This window comes from Paenibacillus vulneris (assembly GCF_039543185.1).
Taxonomy (GTDB): Bacteria; Bacillota; Bacilli; order Paenibacillales; family NBRC-103111; genus Paenibacillus_S; species Paenibacillus_S vulneris.
Window position 1 is genome coordinate 1 of record NZ_BAABJG010000038.1, and the last position, 588, is coordinate 588.

The window sequence follows — 588 nt, forward strand, 5'->3', positions numbered from 1 at the left end:
GGCGCAAAAGTTATTACGCACCCGCCGAAGTGTTTCGCGCACATCTTACGTCTCAATATCGCCAAACCGATTTTCGTATCTTTTTAATCGTTCAGTTTCGGAGTCATCGCGCACGTACTCTATCCTAGGAGGCTGTTCTTCGATGCTATCGATAGTCTGGCGAAGTACCTCCGCTTCATTCTCGGCTCGTTCCCGTGCTTTTCGCTCAGCTTCTGCAGCTTCCTCCGCCTTCTTCAATGCCGCTTTAACCTCTCGTAGTTCGCGCACAGTCATTTCCTCAACGATTTTGGTTACGCCAGACTTTAGCGTATGAGGGCGTTCACGTTCCTCTGCCGGGAGTGTGGCGATTTCGTAAAGAGCACGTAGCCCCAAAGTAGTGTACGTACACTCGGCTTCTCCAAGCTCATCGACGATTTTTACGAATTTGTCCGCCTGCGCACGATCCATCCCTACATCGTACGTACACCAACGTGTCCATCCACCTCGTCCCTCAGCCAGCTTCGATTCCTTAACGTGCTTCAACCGCCTCCCTATTTCGAAAATAGCGTTGCCAGCGATTTGCTTATACGAGTTGATCTCGGCTGTAAT

1 protein-coding gene is annotated in these 588 nt (G+C 50.7%); it reads right to left on the reverse strand.

Translation table 11 applies throughout. The annotated features are described in order from the left end of the window. Positions 1 to 45 precede the first annotated feature (45 nt). Positions 46 to 588: DUF3102 domain-containing protein (locus tag ABEA66_RS28715; protein WP_345593080.1), on the reverse strand; the 543-nt coding region annotated here is incomplete at its 5' end.